Source organism: Phyllobacterium sp. UNC302MFCol5.2, from assembly GCF_000686005.1.
In the GTDB taxonomy this organism is placed as follows: Bacteria; Pseudomonadota; Alphaproteobacteria; order Rhizobiales; family Rhizobiaceae; genus Phyllobacterium; species Phyllobacterium pellucidum.
Genome location: NZ_JMLL01000012.1, coordinates 118279 through 144499 on the forward strand (window position 1 = coordinate 118279; position 26221 = coordinate 144499).

General features: G+C 59.0%; 29 protein-coding genes and 1 pseudogene. 3 read left to right on the plus strand and 27 right to left on the minus strand.

Annotated elements, in window-relative coordinates:
* Window positions 1-313: 313 nt before the first annotated feature.
* Window positions 314-709 (plus strand): hypothetical protein, encoded by a 396-nt coding sequence (locus tag BR48_RS0115275; RefSeq protein ID WP_027232110.1) that lies wholly within the window; start codon window positions 314-316, stop codon window positions 707-709.
* A 560-nt stretch (window positions 710-1269) separates the two neighbouring features.
* Here the strand turns inward: BR48_RS0115275 and BR48_RS0115280 are convergent.
* From BR48_RS0115280 to BR48_RS0115375, 18 genes and pseudogenes are all read right to left on the minus strand, one after another.
* Window positions 1270-1584: a hypothetical protein gene (locus tag BR48_RS0115280; RefSeq protein ID WP_027232111.1), complete on the minus strand. Its 315-nt coding sequence runs from the start codon at window positions 1582-1584 to the stop codon at window positions 1270-1272.
* Window positions 1585-1676: 92 nt separating this feature from the next.
* A complete protein-coding gene (locus tag BR48_RS0115285) occupies window positions 1677-2141 on the minus strand; it encodes an NUDIX domain-containing protein (RefSeq protein WP_027232112.1) in 465 nt (154 codons plus the stop codon).
* A complete protein-coding gene (msrA, locus tag BR48_RS0115290) occupies window positions 2142-2651 on the minus strand; it encodes a peptide-methionine (S)-S-oxide reductase MsrA (protein WP_027232113.1) in 510 nt (169 codons plus the stop codon).
* Window positions 2648-2857, minus strand: coding sequence for a hypothetical protein (locus tag BR48_RS24695; RefSeq protein ID WP_036814633.1), 210 nt, complete (start codon window positions 2855-2857; stop codon window positions 2648-2650). The genes msrA and BR48_RS24695 overlap by 4 nt, the downstream gene beginning before the upstream one ends.
* Window positions 2858-2962: 105 nt before the next feature.
* Window positions 2963-4249: pseudogene (locus BR48_RS24700) on the minus strand (cytochrome c biogenesis protein DipZ); the annotation flags it as partial.
* Window positions 4250-4388: 139 nt separating this feature from the next.
* Window positions 4389-5705: an ATP-binding protein gene (locus BR48_RS0115305; RefSeq protein WP_027232114.1), complete on the minus strand. Its 1317-nt coding sequence runs from the start codon at window positions 5703-5705 to the stop codon at window positions 4389-4391.
* Window positions 5702-6442: a response regulator gene (locus tag BR48_RS0115310; protein WP_027232115.1), complete on the minus strand. Its 741-nt coding sequence runs from the start codon at window positions 6440-6442 to the stop codon at window positions 5702-5704. The genes BR48_RS0115305 and BR48_RS0115310 overlap by 4 nt, the downstream gene beginning before the upstream one ends.
* A 39-nt stretch (window positions 6443-6481) precedes the next feature.
* Window positions 6482-7516, minus strand: coding sequence for an alpha/beta hydrolase (locus BR48_RS0115315; RefSeq protein WP_027232116.1), 1035 nt, complete (start codon window positions 7514-7516; stop codon window positions 6482-6484).
* A gap of 142 nt (window positions 7517-7658) precedes the next feature.
* Window positions 7659-8312 carry a phytochelatin synthase family protein gene (locus tag BR48_RS0115320; protein WP_027232117.1) on the minus strand — a complete coding sequence of 218 codons (654 nt, stop codon included), beginning with the start codon at window positions 8310-8312 and terminating at the stop codon, window positions 7659-7661.
* Window positions 8313-8382: 70 nt separating this feature from the next.
* A complete protein-coding gene (locus BR48_RS24705) occupies window positions 8383-9297 on the minus strand; it encodes an HlyD family secretion protein (RefSeq protein WP_051615095.1) in 915 nt (304 codons plus the stop codon).
* A complete protein-coding gene (locus BR48_RS0115330; protein WP_027232118.1) occupies window positions 9297-9506 on the minus strand; it encodes a DUF1656 domain-containing protein in 210 nt (69 codons plus the stop codon). The genes BR48_RS24705 and BR48_RS0115330 overlap by 1 nt, the downstream gene beginning before the upstream one ends.
* 5 nt (window positions 9507-9511) lie before the next feature.
* A complete protein-coding gene (locus BR48_RS0115335) occupies window positions 9512-11584 on the minus strand; it encodes an FUSC family protein (protein WP_027232119.1) in 2073 nt (690 codons plus the stop codon).
* Window positions 11581-12060 (minus strand): MarR family transcriptional regulator, encoded by a 480-nt coding sequence (locus BR48_RS0115340; RefSeq protein WP_027232120.1) that lies wholly within the window; start codon window positions 12058-12060, stop codon window positions 11581-11583. The genes BR48_RS0115335 and BR48_RS0115340 overlap by 4 nt, the downstream gene beginning before the upstream one ends.
* A 520-nt stretch (window positions 12061-12580) precedes the next feature.
* Entirely contained in the window at window positions 12581-13435 is an 855-nt protein-coding gene (locus BR48_RS0115350; RefSeq protein ID WP_027232121.1) for a transporter substrate-binding domain-containing protein, read from the minus strand.
* A gap of 33 nt (window positions 13436-13468) precedes the next feature.
* Window positions 13469-14251, minus strand: coding sequence for an ATP-binding cassette domain-containing protein (locus BR48_RS0115355; protein ID WP_027232122.1), 783 nt, complete (start codon window positions 14249-14251; stop codon window positions 13469-13471).
* Window positions 14248-14967: an ABC transporter permease gene (locus BR48_RS0115360; RefSeq protein WP_027232123.1), complete on the minus strand. Its 720-nt coding sequence runs from the start codon at window positions 14965-14967 to the stop codon at window positions 14248-14250. Before BR48_RS0115360 ends, BR48_RS0115355 begins: the two co-directional genes overlap by 4 nt.
* On the minus strand, window positions 14967-15686 hold the full coding sequence (locus BR48_RS0115365; RefSeq protein WP_027232124.1) for an ABC transporter permease subunit: 720 nt from the start codon (window positions 15684-15686) through the stop codon (window positions 14967-14969). Before BR48_RS0115365 ends, BR48_RS0115360 begins: the two co-directional genes overlap by 1 nt.
* Window positions 15687-15855: 169 nt before the next feature.
* Window positions 15856-17280, minus strand: a complete 1425-nt coding sequence (locus BR48_RS0115375) for a M20 family metallopeptidase (protein WP_027232125.1) — start codon at window positions 17278-17280, stop codon at window positions 15856-15858.
* Window positions 17281-17443: 163 nt separating this feature from the next.
* On the opposite strand from BR48_RS0115375, the gene BR48_RS0115380 reads away from it, so the two are divergent.
* Window positions 17444-18076, plus strand: coding sequence for a GntR family transcriptional regulator (locus BR48_RS0115380; RefSeq protein ID WP_027232126.1), 633 nt, complete (start codon window positions 17444-17446; stop codon window positions 18074-18076).
* 27 nt (window positions 18077-18103) lie between these two features.
* Here BR48_RS0115380 and BR48_RS0115385 read toward each other — a convergent pair whose 3' ends face one another.
* The 7 genes from BR48_RS0115385 to BR48_RS0115415 form a co-directional block, all read right to left on the minus strand.
* The gene (locus BR48_RS0115385; protein WP_245273517.1) at window positions 18104-18433 is read right to left on the minus strand and encodes a cupin domain-containing protein; all 330 of its coding nucleotides are present in this window, start codon (window positions 18431-18433) and stop codon (window positions 18104-18106) included.
* 12 nt (window positions 18434-18445) lie between these two features.
* A complete protein-coding gene (gene kduD / locus BR48_RS0115390) occupies window positions 18446-19201 on the minus strand; it encodes a 2-dehydro-3-deoxy-D-gluconate 5-dehydrogenase KduD (RefSeq protein ID WP_027232128.1) in 756 nt (251 codons plus the stop codon).
* On the minus strand, window positions 19198-20040 hold the full coding sequence (gene kduI / locus BR48_RS0115395) for a 5-dehydro-4-deoxy-D-glucuronate isomerase (RefSeq protein WP_027232129.1): 843 nt from the start codon (window positions 20038-20040) through the stop codon (window positions 19198-19200). Before kduI ends, kduD begins: the two co-directional genes overlap by 4 nt.
* Window positions 20041-20071: 31 nt before the next feature.
* Window positions 20072-20809 (minus strand): ATP-binding cassette domain-containing protein, encoded by a 738-nt coding sequence (locus tag BR48_RS0115400; protein ID WP_027232130.1) that lies wholly within the window; start codon window positions 20807-20809, stop codon window positions 20072-20074.
* A complete protein-coding gene (locus BR48_RS0115405; protein WP_027232131.1) occupies window positions 20809-21828 on the minus strand; it encodes an ABC transporter permease in 1020 nt (339 codons plus the stop codon). Before BR48_RS0115405 ends, BR48_RS0115400 begins: the two co-directional genes overlap by 1 nt.
* 71 nt (window positions 21829-21899) lie before the next feature.
* Entirely contained in the window at window positions 21900-22850 is a 951-nt protein-coding gene (locus BR48_RS0115410) for a substrate-binding domain-containing protein (protein WP_027232132.1), read from the minus strand.
* Window positions 22851-22974: 124 nt separating this feature from the next.
* Window positions 22975-24495 carry an aldehyde dehydrogenase family protein gene (locus tag BR48_RS0115415; RefSeq protein ID WP_036814640.1) on the minus strand — a complete coding sequence of 507 codons (1521 nt, stop codon included), beginning with the start codon at window positions 24493-24495 and terminating at the stop codon, window positions 22975-22977.
* Between the two features lie 119 nt (window positions 24496-24614).
* Between BR48_RS0115415 and BR48_RS0115420 the strand changes: the two genes are divergently transcribed.
* A complete protein-coding gene (locus BR48_RS0115420) occupies window positions 24615-25331 on the plus strand; it encodes a GntR family transcriptional regulator (RefSeq protein WP_027232134.1) in 717 nt (238 codons plus the stop codon).
* A gap of 72 nt (window positions 25332-25403) precedes the next feature.
* Here the strand turns inward: BR48_RS0115420 and BR48_RS0115425 are convergent, their stop codons facing one another.
* The gene (locus BR48_RS0115425) at window positions 25404-25916 is read right to left on the minus strand and encodes a pyridoxamine 5'-phosphate oxidase family protein (RefSeq protein WP_027232135.1); all 513 of its coding nucleotides are present in this window, start codon (window positions 25914-25916) and stop codon (window positions 25404-25406) included.
* A 95-nt stretch (window positions 25917-26011) separates the two neighbouring features.
* Window positions 26012-26194 (minus strand): hypothetical protein, encoded by a 183-nt coding sequence (locus tag BR48_RS24710; protein ID WP_036814642.1) that lies wholly within the window; start codon window positions 26192-26194, stop codon window positions 26012-26014.
* Between the last annotated feature and the right edge of the window lie 27 nt (window positions 26195-26221).

Here is a 26221-nt window from a genome sequence, read left to right on the forward strand (position 1 = left end):
TTACCCCTCGTCCCGATTGACGTTTCTGGTAGTGCCGGCCCCTCCCCAGTAGCTTTCTTGCAGGGCCGATGGCGTGAAATTGAAGCATGCTCACTGCGCCAATGTGGCGTCATCGGCCCAAAAACTACTGAACTTACCGGCAGTCTGGGAGTAATTTACTGTAGGATACGCTCATACGGAGAATTGGGGATGGAGCGAAACACTCGGAGCAACCGACAGGTCGTTGCATTCAGTTTTTTCGGTTTTGTCCTGTCAAACGCCGGCCCGGCACACTATCTTGCACTCGAAACCGCAGCATGAGTTGGAGGCCGGAATGAGTGCCGAGAAACAATTGACTGATCAGGACGCTTTTGAAGTGGCGAATGGAATCGTCGAAACGCAAAAGGCCAAGCTTTCCCCGAAATTTGTTGAGCAGATAGGCGATTCCGACTTGCGCGTAGGCGAATCCTGGTTTGCCTGGGGGATCTACGGAGCACTGACGACCGATGCCGAACGGCGCCGCCGGCTTCTGGCCGAGTATTTGAAGCGCAAGGACCAAAGCGAACGCGACCCGAACGAACTTGCGCGCGAGATCGAGGCACTTTCCATTGGCGAAAATCGGCTGTTCCATGCCGTTGCAGGGGCCGGGCGCCAAGCCTACCTAGAAGGCGGCGACGCGCATCTCGACAAGATTGCGTCCATCTTCCTCAATATGATCAGGAACCATTGAGCGCAATAGCTTGCTAGCTGTGCTGAAATCCGGGCGAGGCAGTATCATTCCTGCAACGTGTCACTCTTGCATCACTCAGGCTATCGTATGATCGACTTCTGATCGCCACACTGCCCCCAAGAAAACCGGCGATCAGCTTTAGGAGGAGCAAGAGACGATAAGGTTCCCCCTTGTAAACGTTTCCCTCCTCCTCTTTTTAGGTGCGTCGTGACGTAAATTTAGGCCGCGCCGGGGGGCCGCCGGAATGAAATCCTTCAAATGGCTATCAAACAGGGCCATTGACAGGCCTGTTGCGGTGCAGCAAGGTTGGTGAGTCGAGAGGCCAACGCTCGATGTGAGGTTCGGTGAGTCACATTGAGCGAAATGCCGGACCTCACCTTTTACATTATCGTGAGTTGACGGGAAGCTGCAGCGGGCGCACGCTTTGGGGGTTGCGCTTCTAGCGATCTGCAACATCGGGGCTCGGGTCGACCCTTCCTTTCTCCTCGAGCCGAGCCTCACCTTACTTGTCCGCGCTTTCTTCTTATTTTCCGGCGCAATCGATCTCGCCGATTGTCGCGCTAGCGCCGGATGATCTCGTGGAACTCGTCATGCTGGCCGGGAAGGTCCTCGGCGACGACCAGGCCAAGGCTCTCGGCGTCAAAAATAGCAAACCATTCGTCCCATTCAACGAGCCGCGGACGGCCAAAATCTGCTGGGCGGTCAGCGCCCTGATCGTCGTCGTCCTCATAGGCGTGCTGGCCAAAGGCAAGCGCGAGGACTGGAACGTCGCTACCGATCAAATCGGCGGAATCGCGGATGGTGGGCACACCGGAACGACCTGCGGCCCAATCCTTTATTTCCTGGTGATCTGTGAGCAATCTGGTTTCGACCATAGGAACTCGTCCTTTCCATTGTGCTTGTGCAGAGGCGTAAGCCCCCGGCCACATTGATGCATGCCTTGGCCGCATGCATCAAGTCCGCAAGGTCAAGCCAGCCTTGCTGCGAACTCTGAGAGGATGGCCCGCTGGCCCTTGAGAATTTTCTGCCCGGCCACGGGCAACGGGAACCACCCCGCGCGATCGACCTCGGGAAATGCTTGCATCGAGCCGGATTTGGGCGGCCACTCCATTTCGAACGTATTGCTGACAATGGTTTCGGCATTCACCGCCGCATCGGCTTCGACCGACCAGGCAACTATTATCTTGCCGCTCGGCTGCTTGAATTCGCCGAGCGGCGCGAAGGTGCCGTCTATATCGAAGCCAATCTCTTCCCTGGTCTCGCGTCGCGCCGCATCCAGCTCATCCTCGTTATCGTCGATGAGGCCTTTCGGTATCGACCACGCGCCATCATCCTTGCGAGCCCAATAGGGCCCGCCGGGATGGACCAGCAGCACTTCGAGAGTTCCGTCGCTGTAGCGATAGATTAGAAGGCCTGCGCTCCGCTGTACCATTCAGGCCGACGCAGCACGGACGGGAAGCTTCCAGCCGGGCCGGATGAAGTGACAGGTATATCCGTTCGGGATGCGCTCGAGATAATCCTGATGCTCGGGCTCGGCTTCCCAGAAATCGCTGGCCGGGGCCACCTCGGTGACAACTTTGCCGGGCCACAGTCCCGAAGCGTCAACGTCTGCAATCGTATCGAGCGCAACGCGCTTCTGCTCCTCGGTGGTGTAGAAAATCGCCGAACGATAGCTCATGCCAACATCATTGCCCTGGCGGTTGCGGGTGCTCGGATCGTGAATCTGGAAAAAGAATTCAAGAATCTGCCGATAACTGATGCGGGCCGGATCAAAGACGATTTCGATGGCCTCCGCATGGGTTCCATGGTTGCGGTAGGTCGCGTTCGGAACGTCGCCGCCGCTATAGCCGACGCGTGTCGAAATCACCCCGTCATAGCGGCGAAACAAATCCTGCATGCCCCAGAAGCATCCGCCAGCGAGAATTGCGCGTTCTTGGCTCATGAATTTACCTCCAGTTTCTTGGGATGGACTGCTGTATCGCTGGTCCACATGCCCTGAATATAGGGATGCGCGTCTCCAGCCGCCAGAAGCGGGCCGCCAAGTGCAATGACACCGGCTGCCGGTGAAGGTTCACGCGAAGTTACATCGTAAATGCAAGGCGAACCTAGCACTCCTGCGACGATCAGGCACTTTATAACGAATTTCATTCCGGCTTTTCCTCTCAAAGGTGGAGTGATATCGTACGATCATAGACGAAGATATCGCCCCTCAAGGCGGGGGCGATATCGTTCCGATCGTCAGCTACGGGCGGCCTTGACCTCGGGCATGACGGGCTGATTGGCTGCCTGCTCGCCCTTGGCTTCAGCTAAGAGATCCTGGATTACCTTTTCCGACGTGTCGTATTCGCCTTCGCCGAAATGGTGGTAGCGGATCTGACCCTTGGCATCGATGAAGTAGTGAGCCGGCCAATAGCTGTTCTCGAAAGCCTGCCAGATTTTGTAGTTGTTATCGACCGCAACCGGATATTTGATCCCAAAGTCGGCGATCGCCTTCTTCACGTTGTCGATCTTCTTTTCAAAGGCATATTCCGGGGCGTGCACGCCAATGACGACAAGACCCTGATCCTTATATTTCTCGGACCATTCCACGACATAGGGCACCGTATGAATGCAGTTGATGCACGAATAAGTCCAGAAATCGACCAGCACGACCTTGCCGCGCAATTGCTCCGGGGTCAGCGGCGCTGAATTCAGCCATTCGACAGCGCCACCCAGTGAGGGAAACTTGCCTTCGACCGGCAAATCACTGTGAAAGGCCGGTTGGGTGTTGGCGGCCAGCATAACGCCACGGTCTGCCGCTGATTGCGGTGAAGTACGCGGCTTGAGCGCATCGAGAAGCGCCTGCTCGGCCTTGCCCGTGGCCGGCCCCGAGAGCCGAGCCAGATAGCCCGTATCTGCGCCGAGCGCGATGGCGGCGACGCCGGCAAGAACGGCGATGCCGAGGCCACGACGCAGCCATTCGCCGGCGCCTATCCAGCGCTTCATCACAGCGAAGACCTGACCGCCAACGAGCATTGCCAGTGCAAGCGATGTCGCTGCGCCTGCCGCATAGGCGAGAAGAAGCAGAGTCGTTTGAATGCTGGCGCCCTGAAGCGCGGCTCCCGTCAGGACCAGGCCGAGAATCGGTCCGGCACAGGGCGCCCAGAGCAGGCCCGTTGCAACGCCAAGGATGAGCGCTCCTCCGAATGTCGGAACGGACCCGGGTCCGCCGGTTGCGTTCAGCAATCTGTTGGCAAAGGTTACAATGGGAGTGGTCGCGATGGCGGCGAGCCGCGGAGAAACAAGGGTCAGGCCAAACGCGGCCAACAGCACAAGTGCCGCGTAGCGCCCATACTCATTGGCTTCCACGGCCCAACTGCCCCCAACGGCGGCGAGCGAAGCGACAAGGGCAAACGTCATTGCCATCCCGACCAGCATCGGCAAGGTACTCTTGATGAAGGGTTGCCCCGCGCGCGCGAAGACAAAGGGAAGTACGGGCAGGATGCAGGGGCTGAGGATCGTCAGCGCGCCCGCGAGGTAGGCAACAAACAGAAGCGTCATCATCATCTCCTTCGAAGCGATGTGTGTGCGACGACTGAAGATCAGTCACGGACCGCATAGAGCGGCAGCGACGTATCCTGGATGTGTCCTATAGGGCTCGAATTGTATCGGATTGTACGAATGCGCGGGATATCACGCTTCAGCGAATGGTGACTTCCGCTGAAAGGCCGCCACCGGCACGATTGCGCAATTGCAGCGATGCACCAATGGCAAGCGCAAGTTGGTGGGCGATGGCCAGTCCCAGCCCCGTGCCCCCCGTGCCGCGGTTGCGTGACTGCTCAAGCCGGAAGAACGGCTGCAACACCGCCTCCAAATGGTCTTCCGGAATGCCGGGGCCACGATCCATGATCTTGACGGTCGCTTGACCGTTCTTGTCACTTTCAAGATATACCTCGGCGCTGCCGCCAAATTTCAGCGCATTGTCGATGAGGTTGGTGAAGATCCGCCGCAATGCGTGGGGCCGAGTATCCACCGGGGCAAGGATTTTTCCTTCAATCGTTACGGCCTTACCTGTGTCCTGGTAGTCGTAGACGAGGCTTTCCATAAATGAGGTAATGTCGATGCGGGAGGACTTCTCCGCATCGCCATGGGCGCTGCGGGCATAGGCCACGCCTTCATGGACAAGCCGCTCGATCTCGGTCAGATCCTGGATCAGCTTGTCTTTCTCGGCGGAATCCTCACCGACCTCAGCACGAAGCTTCATCCGGGTAATCGGGGTCTGCAGGTCGTGGGAGATCGCAGCCAGGATTTGCACGCGTTCCTCGAGATAGTGCGCGATCCGGTCGCGCATGGCGTTGAAGGCAGTTGCGGCATAGGCAACTTCACTCGGACCTGACTCGCTGAGCCTTGGAGCCTTTTTGTTAGGGTCGAGCGTATCGGCTGCATGGGCGAGATCGACAAGTGGACGGATTGCCTGGCGCACCGCAAACCAGGTGCAAAGAACGAGCAGGAGCAGTTGAGCAACGAGTACGTACGGCAACCAATCTGCGAGCGGCATCGCCGCCGGCCGTACATCGATCGTCAATGGCGCGCCGTCGCTCAATGTCAGATGGGCCTGCAGGCGCATCGCATCGCCCGGGATGGATTCCACATGGATGGGAAAGCGCTGACCACCGGCAGCTTCTATCTTTGCCGCAATCTCGGCCCCCCGCTTGCTCATGTCAGGAACGCCGGGCAGGCCGTTTCCGAGTTCGAAGCGATAGGTTCCACGATCAAGGCGGTCGAGCCAGTTCGCGCGCTCATTGGCGGGCAGCCGATCGAGAATGGCAATGGAGGTCGCGACATCGCTTTCGAGCGTGTTCAACATGACGTTCCGCGTTGCCATATAGCGTTCAAGAAACAAGGCACTGAAGGACAACGCATGAGCAAGGATCAAGCCCGCGAGAAGGATCAGGAACAGGCGCGCGCCAAGCGTGCGGGGCCATCGCCAAGGATGCGGGCTCCCCGCAATGCTCATTGTCGCAGCTCGGCAATTTCAACTGGCATCGAGAAAACGTAGCCCTCGCTCCGTACGGTCTTGATATAGGCAGGTTCACGCGCATCGTCGCAAAGTCGCTGCCTCAGCCTGCTGACGAGCAGGTCGATCGAACGATCGAAGAGCTCCGCATCGCGGCCTTGCGTCAGATTGAGCAGTTGGTCGCGATTAAGCACGCGCTGCGGGTGATCGACAAACACGCGAAGCAGTCGGTACTCGGCGCCGCTGAGTGTGACCGTGGTTCCGTTCTTGTCGACCAGATGCCGACCTACCGTGTCGAGTTCCCAATCGCCGAACCGCACGCGTTGGCCGGCCTCCGTGATCTGGAGGTTGGGCGGAAGCATACGGGTTCGCCGCAGCACGGCCTTGATCCGTGCCAGCAATTCGCGTGCCGCAAATGGCTTCACCAGATAGTCGTCGGCACCCATTTCAAGCCCGATGATGCGATCGGTCTCATCGTTTCGCGCTGTCAGCATGAGGATCGGCGTCGTCTTGTGCTTACCGGCCCGCAACTCGCGGCACAGCACCAGCCCGTCGTCGCCAGGCATCATGATATCGAGAACGATGAGATCGACAGCATTCGTTTCAAGGAAAGCGCGCATGTGCCGGCCGTCTGCCGCGACGCTGACGCGCAAGCCGTTCCTGGTCAGGTAGGCCGCGACCAGTTCGCGGATCTCACGGTCATCATCGACGATCAAGACGTGGTCAATGTGGTCCATCACACCTGCTTTGTTTGTTTTGCCCTGCCTGCTTGAGCCTCAGAAGCCATCGACATCGATGACCGCCTGGGCAAAAGCCTGAGGCGCTTCCTGCGGCAGATTATGGCCTATGCCGCCTGTGATCGTTCGATGCTCGTACTTGCCAGAAAATTTCTGGCGATAGGATGCCGGTTCGGGATGCGGCGCGCCATTCGCGTCTCCTTCCATTGTGATCGTCGGCACGCTGATTAGCGGGCCCGCGGCAAGCTTCTTTTCCAAAGCGTCGTACTGCGGTTCGCCCTGCGCAAGGCCAAGCCTCCAGCGGTAATTGTGAATAACGATGTCGACATGATCCGGATTGTTGAACGCTTCGGCGGATCGATCGAAGGTAGCATCGTCAAAGTTCCACTTTGGCGATGCAAGCTGCCAGATGAGCTTTGCGAAGTCATGCCGGTTGCTGTCGTAGCCCTGGCGGCCGCGATCAGTGGCAAAATAGAACTGGTACCACCAGGCAAGTTCCGCCTTTGGCGGCAAGGGCTTCTTGTTGGCTTCCTGGCTGCCGATCAGGTAGCCGCTCACCGAAACCATGGCCTTGCAGCGCTCGGGCCATAGCGCTGCCACTATGTTCGCCGTCCGCGCTCCCCAGTCATAGCCTGCGACGATCGCGGTCCGAATTTTCAATGCATCCATCAGCGCGACAATGTCGGTGGCAATGACCGCCTGCTGGCCGTTGCGGATCGTCTCGCTCGCGAGAAACCGGGTCGTGCCGTAGCCGCGAAGATAAGGCATGACGACGCGGTAACCCGCTCCGGCAAGAAGTGGCGCGACGTCGACAAAGCTGTAGATATCATACGGCCAGCCGTGCAGCAGTATCACCACCGGGCCATCCGCGGGGCCGGCTTCCGCATAGCCGACGTTGAGCTGCCCGGCGTCAACCTGCTTAAGGGGTGCGAAGCTCGTATGTGTCCCCGGCTTGACTGCAGGCGCTACCTTGCCGGCCTGCGCGTTCGCTGCGCCTATCAGTGGAAATTCCACAGCGACTGCCGTCACCGCGGCAATACTGAGGAAATTGCGACGGTTGACCTCTTCCGACATTGTTACTTCTCCGATTGGGTACATGCGACCACTGCAATGCATGGCGAACGTATACCCCGTGTGTCCGTCAAAGGGCAATTTGCATGCGCGTGTAAGTAGCAGCGTACCGGATACATACTGTTACAATCAGGCTTTGGACAGGCTACTGGATCAGAAGTAATCCGCGCTTCTTGTCGCCATCGAATGTGTCCATTGCCGAGAAGAGGCGTTCGCGTTCAACGAGCCACGGCCGGTAGTTTTCGTTCACATCAAGGACGAGGACCATATCGGCCCCCTCCAGATAGCCCCCAATCGGTGAGAAGTGTCCTGCGCCAGCGCCGAAGATTTTCTCTCTGGTAAAGTTGACGATGTAGCGACGGTCCGGATCATTCGAATGTCGCAAGTGCTCGCGGAACTCTTCGCTCGATATGGCGCGAATGACCGTGACTTTCCGATCGGTATGCTGTTTTGCAACACCGGCCAATTCGTCAAGCGTAAGACCCATGATGCACAGGCCGGTCCAACATTTACCTGTGCCTTCGAGGACGGCCGTCTCGGTGGTCTCGTCCTCCCCGAGGGAGCGAAACACGTTGGCGACACTGGCGGGACCGCATTTTGAGGGGTTGGACTGGTAGCTGACCGTCAATCCAAATGTCTTGGCCGCCGGAAGCTTCCAAGCTTGTGCAAGCATGTCGGGTGACCGGGTGACGGCATTCGCTATGGCGTCGGCGGGAACCTTGGTCTGACCGACAACGACAATGACCGCCCCCAAGAAAAGGGCACTGAAGGCGACCAAGGCTAATAGAACACGCCTCATGTTTTCCGACCACCGATGATGCCGGTATCCTACATCAACGATTGCACCACTACTACCGACCCGTTGAGCGTCAGTTCTGCTCGATGTCTCCGGCACCGGGCAGACGCGCAACCGAGACAGCGGCGTCGGGCGCGACAGTGACCGTCGCCGTCATGCCGGCCACGAGCTGCGTCTTTTGCGGGATCTGGTCCAACGCAATCCGCACCGGTATGCGCTGCGCCAGCCGCACCCAGCTGAACGTTGGATTGATATTGGCGAGAAGACCCGAACCTGCCGTTCGCTCACGATCCTCAATGCCTGCGGCGATGCTGTCGACGTGGCCGGTGATGGCTTCTGATTGGCCCATCAGCCTGACCTTCACGGAGTCCCCGACACGGATACGGGCCAGCTTGGTTTCTTCGAAATAGCCTTCGACCCGAATTGAATCGGTGTCCACCAGCGCCATCTGGGAACTGCCTGTCGTCACATAATTTCCCGGCCGGAGCGACAGGTTGGTGATGGTACCGTTGACCGGCGCCTTTATCTGCGACCGCTCGCGGTTGAGGCGGGCGAGTTCCAGACTGGCGGTAGCTTGCAGATAGCTCGCTTGTGCAGTCGCCTCAGCGGACTGCGCCGCCTCCTTCTGTTGCTCGGAAATGACACCACCGAGCTGTTCGCGGCGCTTGCGGTCGCGGCTTGCCTGCTCGAGCGTTGCCTTTGCGCCTTCGACCGCCGCTTCGGCCTGGGTCACGGCGATTTCAAAGCGCCGCTCATCGACCTTGAACAGTATGTCGCCCTTCCGGACGACATCATTGTCCTTGACGAGAACGTCGCTGACGAGACCGGAGACGTCGGGCGCTACGGCCACGACGTCCGCGCGCACCCTCGCGTCGCGAGTCCACGGATCGTTCATGTAGTGGTTCCAGAGTTCGCGACCCACGAACAATGCACACACGACCAATGCCAGGGTGACAACTACCCTGCCAGCTGTTTGAAGATTTTTCATCATGATACTAACCATTGCGTAAGTGAGACTGTCGCGCCGAGAAGCACGACGTAGAGCGCGACGTCGAACAGTCCACGATGCCAGACCCAGGCATAGATGCCGACCCAGGCAAGTGCGCGGCGGACCATCGCCGAGAGGAGAAGCGTCAGAAACATCATGCCGAGGAGCCCGGGCATGTAGACGCCGTAAATATCGAAATCACCAAGCATGTGTTCTACTCCGCAGCCATCAGCATTTGCGGCGATGACGTTTTGACAATGTCGCCGTCCATGGGTTTGGGGGACGGCGCGTAAGGGAAAAGGGCACGGCGCAGGCCGACAAGCGCATCGAGTATGCTGCGGCCCTGCATTGTCTGCCGCAGACCTGGCAGGCTCAGTGCCTGATCGATGCGCTCCTGCAGGCGAGCATCGGGCGCGACCGCTTCGCGGCGTACGACACGCTGGCGAAACAGGTCGGCAATACCGGAAAGGACTGCATTCACACTTGACTGGCCGTCGCCATCGAGATGCCGGCGCGCACGCTGGATAGCGACGATGTTGAAGCCGAGACGTACTTCGGCAAAGCCGTCGATCTCGGAGAGATACCGATCCTCCAGCGCAGCCAGCCGGGGAACAAGCTGGCCCATGCGATCGAGCATTCTTCCGGCAAGTTTTTCATGATCGCTTCGCCGCAAACCAGCCGCGGTTTCGGCGAGATCCGACCAGCCGGCGCGCACCAGGCGGCGCGCAGCTATCTCGGCGCCAAATGGCCTTGCGACCTGCGTCCAGACCAGCGCGAAGGCGATTCCCGCCATGGCCGCGATCGCCTCGTTGGCGAACGAGGCGAAGTCGACGGTCAAACGATTCTGCATGGCAACGAACGAGGCGGTGTTTACCGTGAGCAGCATGGCAAGCATGTTGAATTGCGGACGTGGAATAAGAAGTCCGATGAGAAGGAACGACGGGGCGAAGACGAGGACCAGCATTTCGTAGCCGCTGATCGCCGGCAGGATCGCAAACTGGTATACGAACGCTGCGATGAGGCTGACGCCGCACCACAAGAACATCTTGAAAATGAATGGTGCGGGTTGATCCATTGCCGCGAAGAACGAGCAGGCTACGGCGGTCATCATGACGAAGCCGGCACCGCTCTGCCATCCCGTTTCGATCCATATTAGGCTTGCGACGAGCGTGGCGACGACGACCGATCCCGATGAAAACAGCATCATGGCATAATCGTAATAGCGGGTGCGGCCGACGACTTGCCGATGCCGAAATGTTGGCCGCCACCGGCCGGAATACTGCCCGCGGGCGATCTGTTCGCGTAATGCAAGGCAATCGTGCCAGAGGTTGATAATTTCCAAAAGCCGCGCAAGCGCGCTCGACAAGATCAGGTGGTCCCAATTCTCTGATCGATCAGCCGATTTAAGCTCCTCGATCGTCCTGGCAAAGCGTTGCGGAGCGTCCGCGGACGCGGCATCGGGTGATTGCAGCCAATCGGCCACCTCATGGAGCAACGCACCGAGCTTGGCCGGCAGGGGCCGGTCGCCCGACTTCAGGGCATGAAGCCTGTCCGCCAGTGACGAGAACAACGGCAACAGCATCATGAGCCTACCGCGCAATTCTCTCGCATGGCGGGCGACGTCGCGGGTGCCGGCGTCAAAGGACAATTGACTGATGATGAGATCAAGGCCGGCAATATCTGCAGCGAGCTTCTGGCGCCTTGCCGGCGTTGCCGGTATTGCCCCCTCGCCGCGCAGAATTTCGTTGGCCCAGTCGGCCGCATCATCCAGCCAATCAGTGATGCGGCCACCGAGAACGGTCCCGACGCTGCTTGGAAAGATCAGGAGGCCAACGAGAGTGGCGCAGGTAATGCCGATGATGATTTCTTCCGTGCGTGCGACCGCCGTATCGAAAATCAGTTCGGGCGTTCCAACGGTTGGCAGGGCGATCAAAGGAAGTGAATAGCCTGCAAGCATGAAGACGTAACTGCGCGGCGTACGATCAAGCATGGATATGTAGAGGAGGCAGCCGGTCCAGAGTGCGACGACGAGGGCGAGAAGCTCGGGGGCGTTCACAAAGAGCGGCACGAAAAACACCGCAGCGCTGGCGCCGATGATGGTGCCGAGTGCGCGATAGAGACCCTTTGAGCTTGTTGCCCCGGCCAATGGATTTGCAACGACATAGACAGCCGCCATCGCCCAGTACGGACGCGGCAGGTCGAACCACAGGGCGATATAGAGCGCCATCATCGATGCGAGAAAGGCCTTGGCTGAAAATACCCAATCCCGCCAGGACGGAAACATCACGGCGTCAACTCGACCTCGCGCCTCAAAGGTTCAGCGGCAGGAGAGTTGCTTGCAGCATCGAATGCCGCCAGAACCCGCAGTGCCGCATTGAGATCTTCCTTGCTCACGTCGGCAAGTATCTGGGCGCGCAAGCCGACGAGGATATCCTCGAGCCTGGAGGCGTATTGCTTGCCCTTGCGCGTCAGCCACAGGGTCTTCGCGCGCCGGTCGCTCTTGTCTTCCTTGCGGATGACGAGGTCGGCCGCTTCCAGCTGGTCAATCAACCGGACAAGCGAAGGGCCCTCGATCCCGATATAGGATGCAAGGGTGATCTGGCGCACACCTCCGCCAAGCCGTCCGATCCACAATAGAGGTGCAGCACAAGCTTCGGAGATGTTCGACGACATCAACGCTTGATCGGTAATGCGCCGCCACTGCCGTCCCGTTTGGAGAAGACTGGTGGTAAAGGCGCGGCGGAGTTGATCTATTTCTTGCATAGGAAATTAATAGCATCCTAATCATTTTCTTGCAATCGATTTTTTTCGCGGCTCGCCCGGTTGTGAACGCCTTCTTGGGCAATCAAGCCTGACGCATGCGGGGGACTATGGGAGAAATGTCAGCATCAAGGGCGCGGTCTTCCCCAAGCTTGCCGGCTGACCGCTGCACGAAACCATCAGTGGCAGCGTCTGGCTTCAACAGCGGTGACTGGGCTTGAGGTCAACTGCCTGGGGCTACGGCGAGCAGTTCGCAAGCCGAAAGGTCGCGCCGTGATTTGAGGAGCTCAGGGCATTTTTGGCTGATCCGCGTTTTGTCAGCGTGGCATGGTCTTCCGGAACGAAGTCGAGGATCACCGGATTAGCCTTGCTGCGGATTAGCGCCGAGCACCGGCGCCACATTCCAGCGGGTCGCCGATTAAACTGCCACGGCAAGCGGTCTGCCTCGCAAACCGACGCGAATTCGGTTGATGTGCGGCCGCGGCCAGGTTCATCACCCGCCGCGGCGCCGACTTGCAGGTGTTTAAAGCGGTGTGACGTCGAAACCGAACCACTTCTGCGATAGCGACTTTATAGTGCCATCGGCCTTGGCGGCGTCGATTGCTTCGTTGAACATTGCCTTCAGTTCAGGTTCGTTCTTGCGCAGGCCGACGGAGCTCCCCTTACCGAGGAAGCCGCCCTGGAAGCGGGGACCTGCAACGGTCATTTCCTCGTTCCCGGGCTTGGCGGAAGCGGTGGTCAGATACGCCATCGATGCCATCACTAGATCGACACGGCCGGCGGCGAGATCAAGGTCATGCTGTTCGGTGGTCTTGTATTCACGCACCTCGACGACGCCCTTGAGATATTTGTCGACGAAGGTAGCGCCCGTCGATGCGGTCTGGACGCCGATGATCTTGCCCTGCAAAAGCGGCTTCAGTTTTTCGAGCGCTTCAACCGCGCCTGCCTCGTTGGAAGCCAGCGAGAATACCTTGCCCTTGAGCTCCATTCCTGCCAGCGGACTGGACTTCAACGTCGCAAATGCCTGCCCGGTCGAGCCGTACGACTGGCTGAAATCGATGACTTCCTCGCGCTTTGCCGTCGCCGACATGCCCGAGATGATCGCGTCGAATTTGCCGGCATTGAGAGCCGGGATCATGCCGTCGAAATCCTGAACGACGATCTTGCACTCAACCTTCATGTGGTCGCAAAGATATTTCGAGAGTTCAATTTCATAGCCGTCGAGCGTGCCATCGGGATTGGTGAAATTGTACGGCTTGAACGCGCCTTCGGTCGCGATAGTAACGTGCGTCCATTTCTTTTCTTCGGCGTGGGCGCCGGAGGCGAGGACGAGAGCTGAAAGCGTCAGTGCCTTCAGAAAGAGGGTCAGTTTTTTCATTCGAGGTATTCCCCTTGGTTTGCGACTGGTGGTTCAGCCTTGGATAAACTGTTTGAAACGATCGGACTTGGAGTTGCCGAACACCTGTTCCGGTGTCCCCTCTTCCTCGATCAGTCCTTTGTGGAGAAAAATGACGCGGCTCGAGACATCACGCGCGAAACCCATCTCATGGGTGACGACGAGCATGGTGCGACCCTCTTCAGCGAGGCCGCGCATCACGCGCAGGACTTCGCCGACAAGTTCGGGATCGAGCGCCGACGTCGGTTCATCGAACAGCATGATCTGCGGGCGCATGGCGAGCGAGCGGGCAATGGCGGCGCGCTGCTGCTGGCCTCCGGAGAGATGCGAGGGATAGTGATTGCGCTTGTCGGCGATCCCGACCTTCGCGAGCAATGCCTCGGCTTCTTCGATGCACTCCTTCCGCGGTCGCTTCTGCACGTGGATGGGCGCTTCGATCACGTTTTCGAGGATCGTCTTGTGCGACCAGAGATTGAAGCTCTGGAACACCATGCCGAGACGTGAGCGCACGCGCTCGACCTGGACCTGATCGGCGGGACGGCTTTTGCCGTCACGCATGCGCTGCATGCGGATCGTCTCCGAGCCAACGGTTACTTCGCCCGAATCCGGAACCTCAAGCAGGTTGATGCAACGAAGCAGGGTGGACTTGCCGGAACCCGAGGAACCGAGAATCGAGACCACCTCGCCTTCATTGGCGGTAAGGGAGATTCCTTTCAGGACCTCGGCGTCACCGAAACTCTTGTGCAGGTCATTGACACGAAGCGCCAAGGGCGTGGCCGGATGTGACTGAGCGTTCATTTGGCTTCTCCTGGAACCGGCGTCATCAGCCGGGGAGCGCGAAGGTGGGGACTGAGCAGGTGCTCGACGAATTGTACGAGGCGCGTCAGCATGAAGTTGATGGCGAGGTAGATCAGGCCGGCGACGATAAATACCTCGATGGCGCGATAGCTCTCGGAGATGATCTTCGCGGCAACGCCGGTGACTTCCATCAGCGTGATGATCGATGCAAGCGACGTCGCCTTGACCATGGAAATCATTTCATTGCCATAGCCCGGCAGCGCCTGCCTGATTGCCAGCGGCATGACGATGCGCCGGAAGATCATGAGGCGTGGCATGCCGCAGGCGCGGGCGGCTTCGATCTGTCCATGCGGAACGGACAGGAGCCCGCCGCGAATGATCTCGCTGGCATAGGCGGCTGTGTTCAGCGTCAACGCGATGACGGCGCACCAATAGGGCTCACGCAAGATTGGCCAGAGCACCGTATGCCGAACCGCCGGAAACTGGCTAAGGCCGTAGTAGATGAGGAAAATCTGAACGAGAAGCGGCGTGCCGCGGAAAACGAATACATAGGCTCTCGCAAACCAGTCCAATACGGCGACACCCGAAAGCCGGAACAGCGCCAATGCAAGGGCGACGAACGCACCGAGGAAAATCGCCGTCGCCGCAAGCTGGAGCGTCAGGGGTATAGCCTTGACGAGGCTGACGAAGGTCTCGAGCATAAATGACCAATCCATCAGCCTCTCCTCACGCCGCGTGAGAAATGCCGTTCCGACCGCTGCAAGACGGCGCCCGAGAGTGTGGAGATCATGAGATAAATGCCGCCGGCAACGATGTAAAAATTGAACGGCATGCCCGTTGAGCCCGCACCGATTTGCGCCTGGCGCAGAAGTTCGACGACACCGGTGATCGAGACGAGCGCCGATTCCTTCAAGACCACCTGCCAGACATTGCCCATGCCGGGAAGTGCATGGCGCAAGGTCAGCGGCGCGATGATGCGTCTGAAGCGCAGCGGCCGCGACATGCCGCAGGCGATGGCGGCTTCGATTTCGCCGCGGTGCACGGCTCTGAAAGCGCCACGATAGACTTCAATCTGCTGGGCGCCGGAGGTGATCCCGACCGCGAGCGCACCAGCAAGGAAGCCGGGAAAGCCGATAAAGCCTTCGGAACCGAGGAACCGGCCGATCGCCGTCACGGCCGCGCTGCCGCCGAAATAGAAGAGATAGATCACGAGAAGGTCGGGAATACCGCGCAGCACCGTCGTATAACCATCGGCGAGCACCCGTATTGTCCTGCCACCGGAAATCTTGGCCCATGCGCCGAATGTGCCGATGACCGAGCCGATCATAAAGCCGCTTATGGCGATGAGGATCGTCATCACGGCGCCGGTGAGGAGTGCAGCACCCCATCCTCCAGGTCCAAAGCTGATGACGTCAAGGAAGCTTGGCTGGTTCATAGCCTACGATCCGGCTTCAGGGGAAAGGTTGAAGAGCATTTCCTTGATCTGTTCCTTGAGCGTTCAGTTTCCGGGGAGTGCCGGCGAATGATCGAGCTTGCTCGACTGTCGCTGCGACAACTCGCTGATGCGGCCCGTCAGCTGCTGTCGATCCCGTGCGAAGGCCGTCTCAGACATCCGTGTTCTCCGGCAAGGGTGGCTGAACGTCATCGGGAATCGGATTGACGAAAGGCTTTCCCTCGAGGCGGTTGCGATGGTCGGCCTTGGCGGCATCAATGAGTTCCCGGCTGGCGAGGAGGTCGATGGCCGTGCCCGCCATCACTTTCGCCGCGTGTTCCATGCCCTTGTGAGCCGCTGGCAGCTTGCCTTGCGCTACAAGCTGCCAAGAGTGCCCCGGCGTGCCAATGGCATAGGTCGCGCCGCGCATCTGGACTGTCGGAACGACCCAGCTTACCGTGCCGACATCCGTTGAGCCGACAATCGCGCCGTCGCCGCTTTCGGGCGGAAAGATGCTGTCGCACAAGGCTTGGCCCTTCTTCGGCGTGACGTCAAACCGCTTGTACGAGGATGCAATGTCTTCTTGCGAGAACGTCTCCTGAAATTTCCGTGCGATGGCATGGTCGTGCTCGTCGAAGGCAGGCGGGCCGAGACGCTCGAGGTGCGAATGCATTAGAGCTTCGAGCGGGGTGTTGCCGACCAGATTGGCGTCGCCGCTGATGATGCGGCTGCGAACGGTGGTCTCGGTCATCAATGCGGCGCCGTCGGCAACCTTCTTGACCCGCGCCACAAGGCCGTTGAGTTCCGGAAGATCGCGGGCCCGCACAAGATAGCGCACCGTTGCCCGGGCCTGGACGACATTCGGGGCGGAACCGCCCGTGTCTGTAACGGCGTAGTGGATACGGGCGCTAGACGGCATATGTTCGCGCATGTAGTTAACACCAACATTCATCAATTCCACGGCATCGAGAGCGCTGCGGCCAAGATGCGGCGTTGCGGACGCATGTGAAGCACGACCGCTGAAGTGAAAATTGATCTCGTTGCAGGCAAGCGAGATCGGGTTGTTAACACCGGCAAACGCAGCAGGATGCCAGGAAATGGCAATGTCCACGTCGTCGAAGACGCCGGCGCGCACCATGAAGCCCTTGGACGAGCCACCCTCCTCGGCTGGGCAACCGTAGTAGCGGATACGGCCCTTAAGGCCGTTGCGCGCAAGGTAGTCCTTCACCGCAGCAGCCGCCAGCATCGAGCCGGAACCGAGCAGATTGTGGCCGCAGCCATGACCATTGCCGCCCGGCACGACAGGTTGCTCTTCCGCGAGGCCAGCGACCTGGCTTAATCCGGGCAGCGCGTCGAATTCACCGAGAATGGCGATGACCGGGCCGTCCTCGCCTGCTTCGCCCATGACAGCAGTCGGTAAGCCTGCAACGCCGCGCGTAACGCGAAAACCTTCGCGTTCGAGGAGGTCTGCATGCTCGTTCGACGAGCGAAACTCTTCGTAGTTGGTTTCGGGCATCTCCCAGACGCGATCGCTGAGTTCAAAAAACGCTGCGCGCTTGGCTTCGACGATTTCCCAGACTTCTGCCGAATTCTTCATGATTTCCCGATTGGTCGTTTTGTGTTAGTAACCAAAATTGGCACCAATTTAGACGCAAATATTTTTTACGCAACCTCTGTGTAAAATTATTTGTCTGGCGTACATCTCGCGGGTGGGCCACTAACTCTAAGAGGCTCGCATTCGATGGAATTTGGAGAGACGAATGAGTGAAGCAAGAGCCAAGCGAAAATCACAACTCAAATCCGTCGATGTTACCGACTCTATCCTGCACGACATTCTCGCCGGTGTTTTGGCGCCGGGTGTCTGGCTGAAGCAGATCGACCTCGAGCAGCGCTATCAGAGCACCAGGCCGGAAGTACGGCGTGCACTCGATCGTCTGGTGCAGAAGCGGCTTGTCGAGCACGTCCCGAACCGCGGTTATCACGTATTCGAACCGGATGGTAAGCAGGCGAATGAAGTAAGCGACATTCGCGTCATCCTTGAAACGGCTGTGGCGGACAAGATCGTTGCAAATGCCTCGGAGTTGACGACGAAAAAACTTCGCGACCTCGCACACCGTTTTGACGATCTCATCATGAACGGAACGATGATCGAGCTCTACGAGGCCAATCTTACCTTTCACCGCGAACTGCTGGCGCTGTGCGGCAACAATGAACTGGTGAACCTCGTTACCGAGATCCGCCAAAGGACGTCGTCAGCGCCGGTGTCACAATGGAAAACACGCGCGCGGATCGAACAGTCGTCACGCGAGCATCACCAGATGATCGACGCTCTCGAAGCGAAGGACATTGAAGATCTGAAACGCGTTATAATTGTTCATATAAGGCAGGTTTGAACCGGCGGTCGGGCACGGCGGGACGCGCTACTGAAAATCGTCACGCCGCGGCGTGAACGTATCGATCAGCAATCCATCCTCGAGCGCAACGACACCGTGGACGAGATTGGGAGCAACGATGAAACTGCTCCCGGCAGGCAGTGTCGTGGTCACGCCGTCGACGGTCACCTCGAAGGCACCCTCGGCCACATAACTAACCTGCGTATGCGGATGGGAATGGAGCGCGCCGATCGCACCTTTGTCGAAGCTGAAGGCGACGAGCATCATTTCGGGACGATGCGAAAGAACGGCGCGACGATTGCCCGGCGAGGTTTCCGTCCAGACCAGGCCGTCAGGCAATGTGTAGTGATCGGACAATGATACCTCCATTTATCGCGCCAGCCATCCGCCATCGACGGGTAGGATCGCGCCATGCACATAGTCGGATGCGCGGGATGCGAGAAAGACGGCCGCTCCGGCCATATCATCCGCCCGAGCCCAGCGTCCGGCCGGAATGCGTTTCAGGATATCGGCATTGCGTGCGGCATCCGCCCGCAGCGCAGTCGTGTTGTTGGTCTCGACATAGCCGGGAGCAATTGCATTGACGTTGATGCCATGCGCCGCCCACTCATTGGCCATCAGCCGCGTCAGGCCTGCAAGGCCGCTCTTTGCTGCCGTGTAGGATGCAACACGAATGCCACCCTGGAACGACAGGAGCGAGGCAATGTTGATGATCTTGGCCGGTAACTTCTCAGCCATCGCCATCCTGGCAAAGGACTGGCAGAGAAAGAATGCCGACTTCAGGTTGGTGTCCATGACGGCATCCCAGTCTTCCTCGGTAAAATCGATCGTATCAGCCCGGCGGATTATCCCGGCATTATTGACCAGAATGTCCGGGCGCTTACGAACGGCGGCAGCCCGCCCGATGACGGCGCGCACCTCATCCATCTTGGAAAGGTCCGCCAGAAGCGGATGAAACGCCCGGCCACCGGCTGTGACGAGGGACGCCGTTTCTTGCATCGGCGAGCGGCCAACGCCGATAATGTCGGCGCCGGCACCAGCGAGACCGACGGCAATGGCTTGGCCGATGCCCGTGTTGGCCCCCGTGACGATGGCGCATCTGCCAGAAAGATCGAACGGATTCATCTCAGACTTTCCATCGGTATCTTGTCCATGTCGGTGAAGCTCATGTTATCGCCAGCCATCGCCCAGATGAAGGAGTATCGACCGGTACCGGCGCCGGAGTGGATGGACCACCCCGGCGACAGCACGGCATCATGGCTTTTCAGCACCAGATGCCGCGTTTCATGCGGTTCTCCCATGAAATGGAAGATGCGGGTCGACTCTTCCATACCGAAATAGAGATAGACCTCCATGCGCCGATCATGCACATGCGCGGGCATGGTGTTCCAGACGGAACCCGGCTCGAATGCCGTGAGGCCAACCAGGAGTTGGCAGCTTTCGCAGACATCCGGATGCACATACTGGTTGATCGTGCGCGCGTTTGCTTCTTCGGCCGAGCCCGTGCGCACCTTCTTGGCCATTTCCGGCGTGATCAGCACGGTCGGGCAAGCACGATGTGCAGGTGCGCTCAGGAGATAGAATTCGGCGGGACTGGCCGGGTCGTCGCTGCGAAACGACAGCATTCCCTGTCCCATTCCGACATAGAGCGCATCCTGAAAGCCAAGCGGATAGTCGACGACGCCGACAGTGACCGTGCCCTTGCCACCAATGTTGAGGATGGCGACTTCGCGCCGCTCGAGGAACTGGCTGGTGCCGGTTTCCTTTACCTTGTCGACCACAAGATCTTCTGCGAGCGGGACGACACCCCCGACAATCATCCGGTCGAGATGGCTGTAGGTAAGATTGACCTCACCTTTCGAAAAAAGCCCTTCAATCAGGAAGCCTTCGCGCAGGCCTTTCGTGTCGCGCCTGGCAGCATCTTCTGGACCAACGACCTGGCGCACATTTACGGAAATTGTCACAGCATTTGCCTCTTGGCTTTTGATGAAAGGGTCACGTGAGGACGACATATTCGGTGAGTTGGCTGATGCTGGTGTCTGCCTTGTTCACATCGAATACCTTGGTACCATGGCTCATGATTACAAAGCGATCGCAGACCTGGTAGGCATGGTAGAGGTTGTGCGTCACCAGCACGCTCGACACGCCCTCGGCTTTCAGCTTCAGCACCTGCGCCAGCAAAGCCTCGGTTTCGCGCACGGACAGGGCTGAGGTCGGTTCATCGAGAAGCAGCACCCGCCGTTTAAAAAAAACGGCGCGTGCGATGGCGACGGCCTGCTTCTGCCCACCGGAGAGGTCACCCACCAGCTTATCGGGAGAATCGATACCCGAGATGTGGACAGCCTTCTCGAGCACCTCCATGGCGATATCGCGCATCTCTGCCTGCTTCAGGAAGCCAAAGGCATTGGTGCGTTCGCGCCCCATGAAGATGTTGCGGGTGATCGAAAGTGAATCCACCAGCGCGGTATTCTGGTAGATCGTCTCGATGCCGGCATCGGCGGAATCGGACCTGCAGGTGAACAGCGTCTCGCGACCGTCGACGCTCAGGTGGCCGGAGGTCGGCTTGTGGATCCCCGAAATCAAGTTGACGGTAGTCGACTTGCCGGCGCCGTTGTCGCCCAGAAGCCCGACGACTTCGCTTGGGCCGATGTGGAAGCTCAGGTCCCGCAGCGCCGTCAGCGTGCCAAACGTCTTGGAGATATTGTGCAGTTCGAGAAGATGGGGTGCAAACATCATACGGCCCCCCGGCGTTCGATGAGATGGTTGAATGCGGCAGCGATCACGATGAGGGTTGCGATAAACATGTCGAGGTAGAAGCCAGGGGCCCGGAGGAGCAGAAGCACATCGGTGATCGTGTGGATCAGCATGACCCCGAGGAAGATGCCGATAATCGAGCCGCGACCGCCGCGCAGCGACAGCCCGCCGATGACGCACGCGGCAATCGCCTGAAGCTCGAGCCCGGCGCCCTGCCCCGGCTGGACGCTGCCCACGCGCGCCGTGGCGATGATGCCGGCAACCGCCGCCATGCCTCCGGCAATGGCAAAGGCAATCAACTTGACACGGTCAGTGTTGATGCCGATTGCCGTTGCAGCGGCGGGATTGCCACCGGTGGCAAAGACATGGTTGCCGAACTTGTGCCGGTGCAGCAGTAAATAGAAGCTGACAACGAACAGGATGATCCAGATGAACGCGGCATTGATGCCGAATAGCGTGCCTGCAAAGAGGCTCGAAAAGGCAGGTTCCGGATCGAAACGCACCTGGATGGCGCCGTTATAGAGCAGCACGGCGCCACGCCAGAAGAGCAGGCCGCCGAGCGTGACAATGAATGACGGCAGGCCGAAGCGCAACGTAATCGTGCCGTTGAGAAGTCCGATCATCACCCCCAGCAGTATGCCGAGCGGTGCTGCGATGAAAGCGCTCAGGCCACCATCGACCAGGCTCGCCATCAGGACCGCCGTCAAGGTATAGACGGAACCGATCGACAGGTCGAACTCCCCAGCAATCATCAGGATGCCGGCGCCCAATGCCAGGCAACCCAGCACCGGAATAGCCTTCATGAGGATGGTCAGGTTCTGCGGCGACAGGTAGCGGAAGTCATCGGGAAAGGCGAGCGCGCCAGCGATGCACGCGATCTGCAGGGCCGCGAAAACCAGGAGAATCGCGCCGGCCGGCATGGCCATGATGTGCTTCAGCAGCGATTGTTTTTTCGTGCGCGATTTGGGCACGGCAACGTCGGTCATGGCGTAGGTCACTGTCTTTACTCTGTTCAAAGGGATCGAGGGGACCTTCCGGTTTTTCGCCGGAAGGTCTTCAGGCGTGACGTTTATCGGTAGCTGCCGATCAGTGGCTTGACCGAGCTGATGCGCGTCTTATCGAGGAACGCGCCCTGGCCGGTATCGACATCAGTCGGGGTCAGACCATATTTTTTCGCCAAAGCAATCTGGGCAATCGGATAATAGCCCTGGAGGTACGGCTGCTGGTCCATGGTCGCGAACATGGCGCCCGATTCGACGGCGTTGACGATTTCAACGGCGAGATCAAAGCCGCCGAAAGGGATCTTGACGCCGGCATCCTTGATGGCGCCTGCGCCGACCGTCGACGTCACGGACCCGGTGCCGAACAGCGCCTTGACATTGGGATTGGCGATCAGGAACTGCGCGATGATGTTCTGGGCTTCGGCCGGATCAAGCCCGGAGCGAACCGTCTCCACCTTGATGCCTTTTTCCTTCATTGCCTTTTCGATGCCGCCGCCACGCGCGACGGCGAAACTCGCTTCAGGAATCTCGCGCGGATTGAAGACCACGTCGCCATCCTTGAGGCCAAACTGCTCGATCATGCGATTGCCAAGTTCATAACCCGAGGCGAATTCATTCATGCCGACATAGGCTTGGCGGCAATTGCCCTTGGCCCCGTCGAGATCGTCATTGTTGAAACCGATGACGATGATGCCGGCCTTGACGGCGGCGCAGATGCTGGCATCGAAGGCATCCGAACTGGAAATTGCAACTGCAATGCCGTCGACGCCGCTGGCCGTGGCGCTCTCAATAAGATCGTTCTGGCGGACCGGATCGTTATTGGCATATTGCACGTCGAGATCGACACCGAACTGTGCCGCGGCATCCTGTGCGCCTTTGACGACCGGGTTAAAGAACTGGACACTCGGATCAAGATAGATAATCATCGTTGCCTTGACATCGGCCGCTACGGCGGCGGACGTGAAGGCCATAGCTGCGCACGCCGCAAGCATTGCGGTTTTCAGTTTGGTCAATTTCATTTGCGTATCCTCCCTTTGGATGTGCAATCGGGGTCGAAAGACCCATGTCTCGGCTGGCGAGCTCCGACCAAAGATCGCGCCAGCCGAGATTTTCCTCCTCTGCCTCAGTTTCCGATGAGCAATCTCACCCGAACCAAGGATCCGGCCGGCCCAAGGTCACGTGAATGCCCTTGAACTGCGAATACTCGTCAAAACCGTAGCGGCCAAGCTCGCGCCCGAGCCCGCTTTTCTTGTAGCCACCGATCGGCAGCTCAGGCGCGCCGTCGATGACGCTGTTGATCCAGCAGCGCCCGGCCCGGATGCGCCGGATGCTCTGCAGCGCGTTTTCGAGATTGGTGGACCAGACGCTTGCCGACAGGCCGAACTCCGATGCGTTTGCCAAGGCGACGGCCTCGTCAGCTGTCTTGAACGTCAGCGTCGATAGAACCGGTCCGAAAATTTCCTCGCGGGCAATCGACATATCGGCGGTGACCCCGGAAAACACGGTTGGCGCGTAATAGAGCCCCGCGCCCTCCCCGACACGTGCGCCGCCGAGCAACAATTCGGCACCGTCAGCCTGCCCTGCCTCGACATAGGAATGCACCTTGGCGGCATGCGCCTCCGAGATCATGGCACCTATCTTCGTTCGCTCGTTCAAGGGATCGCCGAAAGTAACCTTGCGGGAAATATCGAGCAGGCGATCAAGAAGCGCATCGCGGATACCTTCCTGCACCAGGAGCCGGCTTCCGGAAATACAGCACTGGCCGGCATTGTGGTAGACGCCGTAGGCGATGCCGTCGGCCGCCGCCTCAAGGTCCGCATCGGCAAAGACGATCTGCGGCCCCTTGCCGCCCAGTTCAAGGCCAACGCGCTTGACGCTGCGGGCCGCGATCTCGCCCAGCTTCGTTCCAACACGAACCGAACCGGTGAAGGCGACCATGTCTGTGCCGGGATCTTCCGCCAAGACCTGGCCGGCAGGATCGCCGTAGCCGGTGACGACGTTGAAGACGCCGTCGGGAATACCGGCCTCGCGGGCGAGCTCCGCCATGCGGATCGATGTACCGGACGTAAATTCGGATGGTTTCAATACGACCGTGCAACCGCCGCCGATGGCCCATGGCACGCGCTCGGAGGCGATGATAAAGGGGAAGTTCCACGGCGTGATGATGCCGACAACGCCGACAGGTTCCCGCAGGACCAGGCCAAGGCGGTTGTCGCCGATATTATTGTGGGTCTGCCCTTCCAGTGCCCGCGCCTGCCCGGCCGCATAGGACCAGAGATCAGCACAGAAGGTGATCTCGCCCCGGGCCTGGGCAATCGGCTTGCCAACCTCCAGGCTTTCGATCAGGGCGATCTCTTCCACATGTGCGAGAATGAGCTCTGCCGTCTTGAACATCAGGCGCGATCGTTCGGCGCCGGACATGCGCGGCCATGGCCCGGTGTCGAAGGCCCGGCGGGCGGCCGCAATCGCTGCGCGAACATCGTCGGCAGAGGCATCCGGCCACGTGCCGACCACAACGCCGGCGTGGCCCGGGCTCACCCGATGTATCGTCTTGCCCGAGGCCGCATCAACAGACTTGCCATCGACAAGCATCCGGTAGCGGGATTTACTCTGCAAACGCGGGTCACTAGAGTCGGGCGTTATGAAATTGGATTGTACCGTCATCAACCTACCGGATTTTAAAGCCCGGCTCCTCCATTTAGGCTCGGCGTATCGACCGCCGTGCTTGTACAGTCGTTAAGTTGTATGGTACTGTATGGTGGCTAAATGCAAATGTCAACGAGATGGCGGCGGCGAAAAGCATGAACCTTGAGACATTGAAAATCGAGCCCATGAGGATCGAGACTGGGGAAACGACCGCCGCGCAGGTGGAACGTGACTTGCGCGAGGCGATCATCCGTCTCGATCTCGCGCCGGGGTCACGCCTGTCCGAGCAGGAGATCGCGTCTCGTCTCGGCGTCTCTCGCCAGCCGGTCCGCGAGGCGCTGATTGCCCTTGGAAAATCAAAGCTGGTCGAAATCCGCCCTAATCGGGGAACCATCGTGGTCCGCATTTCGGCGCGTCAGATGATGGAAGCCCGCTTCGTGCGCGAGGCGATCGAGGTCGCCGTCGCCAGGCGGGCCAGCGAGAGTTTCGATACCTGGACGCGGCGAAAGATTGACAGCATCCTCGAGCGTCAGCGAATGGCGATGACCGGTCACGATCACAATGCGTTTCGCCGGGAGGATGAGCAGTTCCACATCGCTATTGCAGAGGGCGCCGGCTGTGGCCTCGCCTGGAACGCGATTTCAGACATCAAGGCGCATATGGATCGCGTCTGCAACCTGCAGCTTCGTAACCCAGCCTCTATGAATAACCTCATCGAGCAGCATGAGAAAATCGTCGCCGCGATCGACGCCCGAAACGCCGAAGCTGCAGCCAACGCCATGAGGGAGCATCTGAACGGCATTCTGAATGACCTCCCACAGATCGAAGCTGACAATCGCGAGCTCTTCGAATAGCGCCATAAACTATGGCGCACCTCCGTAGGAAACGGAGCATGCGCCACAATTTCAATCTTAATTTACGCCAGGTCAGGTCAAGCGGACCTCGGCGACATCGTCTTTGTAATCTTCCTTCGGATCGACGCCTAGCAGCATTTTCACGCCAGCGAGCAGACTGGATTCATTGAGCCATATCTCGGCCCGCTCGGCGTCAAACCGCAATAATGTCAGCTTGGGATCATCTTTGCCGCCTTCAAACCAGGCCGCCACGAACCGGTTCCATAGCCGGTCGATGGTTTCCCGATCGTTGGAGACTGTGAGCCCGCCGTGAACGGCAGCAAAAAGGTCGTTACCTTTCGCCGCGAACGTCGCGACAGCTCTGCTCTCGCTCTGCAGGTTTTGTACGAGCGAATTCTCGGTCGAGGTAAAGAAGTAAATGGGACCGTGATCGCCTTCGAGTTGAGCGGTCATTGGACGAGTGTGGCTCTCTTCAACGCCCACCAATCCCAACATCATGGTCATATCGGATTTCAGGGATTTCCAGAATTTTTCCCGCAGTTCCGGTGCAGTTGGCATGTTGTCATTCCTTTCGACGATTGACATGCATAACTGCCGCGATCGCTAAAGGTTTCGCGATCGCACCATTATTTTCGCCCATTGTGCTGCAAACCTACCACTTGCACCAGGTTCAACCTCGCCTACCGCTGGAAGAACATATACAGGCCGCTGAACACAAGCAGAGCCAGCGGCACCAATGGAGCGTACACGATCGCGAGCGGCGCTGGACCGAACGTCATCGAGACAAAATTCGCCAGAATGGTGAGGGTCAGCAGAATTCCGAGCCACCGATGGCTCTGGCGTATCCAGTAATGCAAGATCATGAGAGCCTCCTTGAACGAGCATCCAGG